The organism is Limnospira sp. PMC 1279.21, from assembly GCF_032349615.1.
GTDB classification, from domain to species: Bacteria; Cyanobacteriota; Cyanobacteriia; order Cyanobacteriales; family Microcoleaceae; genus Limnospira; species Limnospira fusiformis.
The window spans coordinates 1-4869 of the sequence record NZ_JARPLU010000250.1 but is presented as its reverse complement, the minus strand read 5'-3'; the positions used below and the strand labels follow the sequence as shown (position 1 = coordinate 4869).

Here is a 4869-nt window from a genome sequence, read left to right as displayed (position 1 = left end):
ACTATCGTCGCATTGTCAGGCAATAGCCGGATAAATGTCGCGTAAATGTATCAGGTGATCACAGCATAAGTCAATAACAAGAGTTTCCCAGGTGGCAAATAGGGGTATGAGGGCGGGCCTAATTAGGATTATGTTCTGTTCAAGGCTTAAACTGTTTCTGTCGTAAACAAGGGTGAGTTGATCTAGTGCCGATCGCGATCGCGATCAAAAGTGGTACAGTGTAACCCAGTGGAGGCGATCGCAGTTGGTAACACCCCTAAAATAATGTCAATATAATTAAAAACGGGTTGGTACGAAGAGGCAAGAGTGGATGAACAACGTCAAAGTCAGAATTTACGAACTATCACGAGAGTTAAATTTGGAGAACAAAGACATCTTAGCCGTCTGTGAACGGCTGAATATCTCTGTCAAAAGCCATAGCAGTACGATTACGGAATCAGATGCTGAACGGATCCAGAAATACGTTGCCAGTCATCCCATTTCCGCATGGTCTGATGAAAATCCTGATGCAGCCCATCAGTCCCATGCTGGTGGTGCTGTGGACAAGAAAAAACAACAGATTTTAGAAATTCGCAGGCCAAACCTCATCAGACCAGAAAATCAACCATCACCGGCAGACTCACCCCAGCCTGAGCCTCCTGCTGCATCCGTTGCCACTCCCCCCAAACCCCCTAACTTGTCCGAATCATCTGTCAGTTCCGAAACCAATATATCCGAATTGCCAAAACCCAATAATTCCCCCCAACCCCCCCGCCAACTCCCTGTGGAAGTTACCTCTTCTGGAATTAACACAGCCTTTGATGATGTCAGCGGGGCTAATAGACCCGAAAAAGCGATCGCCAAGATGCCTAAATCGACTACTTCGACCAGCTCAGTTACAACTGAGGAAGAATCGCCCACTTTAGTAGGGCCACCCGCCAGACCTGTACCGACGGCTAGTAAATCTCCGCAACCGTCTCGTAAGCCCGTTTTAAAACAGAATAAGCCCACTCCCAAACCCAGTCAGTCCGGGAGCGGTCCCGTGGAGAAAAGCGCTGATAAAGCTGATAAAGCTGATAAACCAGTAGCTTCCAAACATAAAAAACGGCCAGTTACCTCTGATAACCAAGAGGTTAGAGAGGTGAAAAAGCGGGTTTCTACGGTGAAACCTGCCAGGTCGATGCCGGAACTGCAACCACCACCTTCGAGACAACCAAGCGTAGCCATTAAAACCGAACCGACTGAAATCATCGAGGATGATAGCGATATCGGGGCTATACCTGAAGATGATGGTCTATTGGATTCTAAGCGCCCCAAACGCGGTTTAACGCTGAAGCGGCCTCAACCCATGACTTCACCTAAGCGTGCGAGTTCTGTGGATGATGATGATGATGATATTGATGAAAAGGGTGGTAAGGCAGGTAAAGCCAAGGTCAAGCGCCCCCGGATTAAGCCTCTGATTGACGATGAGGACGATGATGATTTTGATAGCCTGACCACTGATAGCTCCGAGTCCGAGGCTCTGAGTATATCCTTGGCTCGACCTCCCAAGGCTAAAACTGCTTCGGGAAGCGGAAAATTGGCTGCAGTCTCTAATCAGGGACGAAAGAAATCAGCACCATCTCGCCATTCCGGTGGTAGTGGTGGTAGTGGTAGCGGGGCGGCTGCTTCTCGGCGCGCGCCTACACCAGCATTACCAGAAAAGGTGGAGCGTTTAGTGGTTCAAGGACCGATGACGGTTCAGGAACTCGCCCATGCTCTGTCAATTGCGGAAACCGAAATTATCAAGCGTCTGTTCTCCCGTGGTATTGCGGTTAATATCACAGAAACCCTAGATTTCAAAACTATTTCGATGGTTTGTGAAGAATTAGAGGTTACGGTGGTAACCGAGGAGCAGAAATCAGCGGCTCAAAAACCTGATAATATCCTCAATGCGGAAGATTTGGATAATCTCCAACGCCGTCCGCCAGTGGTAACGATTATGGGTCACGTTGACCACGGAAAAACTACCCTACTCGATTCTATTCGCAAAACTAAGGTAGCCCAGGGAGAAGCGGGAGGCATTACCCAGCATATTGGTGCTTATCATGTTGATGTGCAAAATGAGTCCGGCGAGACTCAACAGGTAGTTTTCTTAGATACTCCTGGTCACGAAGCCTTTACAGCTATGCGAGCCAGGGGAGCGAGAGTTACTGATATTGCTATTCTGGTGGTAGCTGCTGATGATGGGGTGCGACCTCAGACGGTGGAGGCTATTAGCCATGCTAAGGCGGCGGGTGTGCCAATGGTAATTGCCATTAACAAAATGGATAAGGAGTCGGCTCAACCGGACAGAGTTAAGCAGGAACTGACGGAATATGGTTTAGTTCCTGAAGAGTGGGGCGGTGATACGATTATGGTTCCAGTTAGTGCTATTAATGGCGGAAATCTCGACACTCTCCTAGAGATGTTGCTGTTAGTGGCGGAAGTTGAGGACCTCTATGCTAATCCTAACCGTATGGCTAAGGGTACGGTGATTGAGGCTAACCTAGATAAAGCGCGCGGCCCGGTGGCTACTCTGTTAGTACAGAATGGGACTCTGCGGGTAGGAGATGTGATCTTAGCAGGTTCGGCTCTGGGTAAGGTTCGGGCTATGATTGATGATCATGGTCAACGGGTGGAGAATGCCAGCCCTTCCTTTGCTGTTGAGATTTTGGGTTTGCGGGATGTTCCGGCGGCCGGAGATGAGTTTGAGGTGTTTGAGAGCGAAAAAGAGGCGGCGGCTTTGGCTTCGGAACGCGCGAATACAGCTCGACAGTCTCGCTTACTCCAGGGTCGAGTTAGCCTCAGTGCTTTGTCGGCTAGGGTTCAGGAGGGAGAACTTAAAGACCTCAATATTATTCTGAAAGCTGATGTTCAGGGGTCTGTAGAGGCTATAGTTAATGCCCTGAAGAAATTACCCCAGAAGGAGGTACAACTGCGACTGCTGTTAGCAGCGCCGGGTGAGGTGACAGAAACTGATATTGACCTAGCAGCCGCTAGTGATGCGGTCCTGATTGGTTTTAATACTACTACGGCTAGTGGCGCACGCCAAGCGGCTGACCGCGCGGGTGTAGATATTCGTGAGTACAACATTATCTATAACCTCCTCGATGATATTGAAGCAGCGATGGAGGGTATGCTAGAACCGGAATTGGTGGAAGAACCTCTTGGTCAAGCGGAAGTGCGGGCTATTTTCCCTGTGGGTCGTTCCCGTGTGGCTGGGTGTTATGTTCAGTCTGGTAAGCTGATTCGTAACTGCAAAATCCGAGTTCATCGTGGTGGACAGACAGTCCATGATGGCTTCCTTGACTCCCTCAAGCGGATTAAAGATGATGTGAAGGAAGTTAATGCCGGATATGAATGTGGTATTGCGGCTGAAAATTTCAATGACTGGAATGAGGGCGACTCTATTGAAGCCTATCGAATGGTCACTAAGCGTCGGACTCTCTCCCGCTAGGGACTTTGTTGGTTAGCTAGAGATTATTGGTGCGCCAGTAATGAGGGTCTGGCGCAGGCTACCCCGGTTTATTTAATAAGCCGGGGTTTCTGCTGTGAACTAATTTCAGAGGGCTTTAAACTTGTCTGTGATGCGTTCCATGGCGGCTTCTACGTTTTGACGACTGTTAAAGGCTGAAATGCGGAAATATCCCTCCCCGGCTGCACCAAAACCGGAACCTGGTGTTCCTACTACATTACAGGTTTGCAGTAATTTATCAAAAAAGTCCCAACTTGATAGACCGCTGGGGGTTTTGACCCATACATAGGGGGCGTTGACACCACCATAAACTGTGAGTCCGGCTGCGGTCAATTTTTCGCGAATGATTTGGGCGTTTTCTAGGTAGAAATCTACGAGTTGTTGGATTTGGGATTGTCCGGCTGGGGAATACACTGCCTCGGCTCCCCGTTGTATAATGTAGGAAACTCCGTTAAATTTGGTGGACTGGCGGCGGTTCCACAGCTTCCACAGCTCGACATCAGACCCGGAGGATGTTTTTGCCATTAATGTTTTGGGAACGACTGTGAAGGCGCAACGAGTGCCGGTAAAACCAGCATTTTTGGAGAAGGAACGGAATTCGATCGCACATTCACGAGCGCCTTCAATTTCATAGATGGAGTGAGGTAAGCTGGGGTCGGTAATAAAGGCTTCGTAGGCGGCATCAAATAGGATAATTGAACCGTTGGCGCGGGCGTAATCAACCCATTTTTTCAGGTGTTCTTTGGTGGCTGTAGCGCCTGTGGGGTTATTGGGAAAACACAGATAAATTAAATCGACGCGATCGCTGGGAATTTCGGCGGTAAAATTATTCTCGGCGGTAATGGGAAGGTATAGCAACCCCTCATATTCCCCACGCTCATTCACGGGTCCGGTATTTCCTGCCATGACGTTGGTATCTACATAGACGGGATATACTGGATCTGTGACGGCAATGGTGTTATCTTTGCCAAAAATATCCAGAATGTTCCCAGTGTCGCATTTGGAACCGTCAGAGATAAAGATTTCCTCTGGGTCAATATCGCCGCCTCTGGCTTGAAAGTCATGTTGGGCAATTTTTTCGCGCAACCAGCTATAACCCTGTTCTGGTCCATAGCCCTTGAATGTGGAGCGATCGCCCATTTCCTCGACCGCTTTAATCATAGCAGTTCGGCAGGCTTCTGGTAAAGGTTCCGTGACATCACCAATTCCCAGTTTAATTATTTGTGCGTCGGGGTTAGCTTCCGCAAAGGTATTAACCCGCCGGGCGATTTCTGGAAATAGGTAGCCAGCTTTGAGTTTCAGGTAATTATCGTTAATAGTTGTCATCGTTACTGTGCAAACACTGATACATTTACGCGACATTTATCCGGCTATTGCCTGACAATGCGACGATA

General features: G+C 48.8%; 2 protein-coding genes. One reads left to right on the top strand and one right to left on the bottom strand.

Annotated elements, in window-relative coordinates:
- The first annotated feature begins 310 nt into the window (after positions 1-310).
- Entirely contained in the window at positions 311-3457 is a 3147-nt protein-coding gene (gene infB, locus P5683_RS22710) for a translation initiation factor IF-2 (RefSeq protein WP_006670620.1), read from the top strand.
- A gap of 105 nt (positions 3458-3562) precedes the next feature.
- On the opposite strand, the gene P5683_RS22705 is transcribed toward infB, so the two are convergent.
- Positions 3563-4801: an LL-diaminopimelate aminotransferase gene (locus P5683_RS22705; RefSeq protein WP_187758718.1), complete on the bottom strand. Its 1239-nt coding sequence runs from the start codon at positions 4799-4801 to the stop codon at positions 3563-3565.
- Positions 4802-4869: the final 68 nt, after the last annotated feature.

What these genes read in the sequence shown, in the direction of transcription:
- infB (WP_006670620.1), top strand. Translation starts at nt 311, where the DNA reads ATGAACAACGTCAAAGTCAGAATTTACGAACTATCACGAGAGTTAAAT.
- P5683_RS22705 (WP_187758718.1), bottom strand. Translation starts at nt 4,801, where the DNA reads ATGACAACTATTAACGATAATTACCTGAAACTCAAAGCTGGCTACCTA.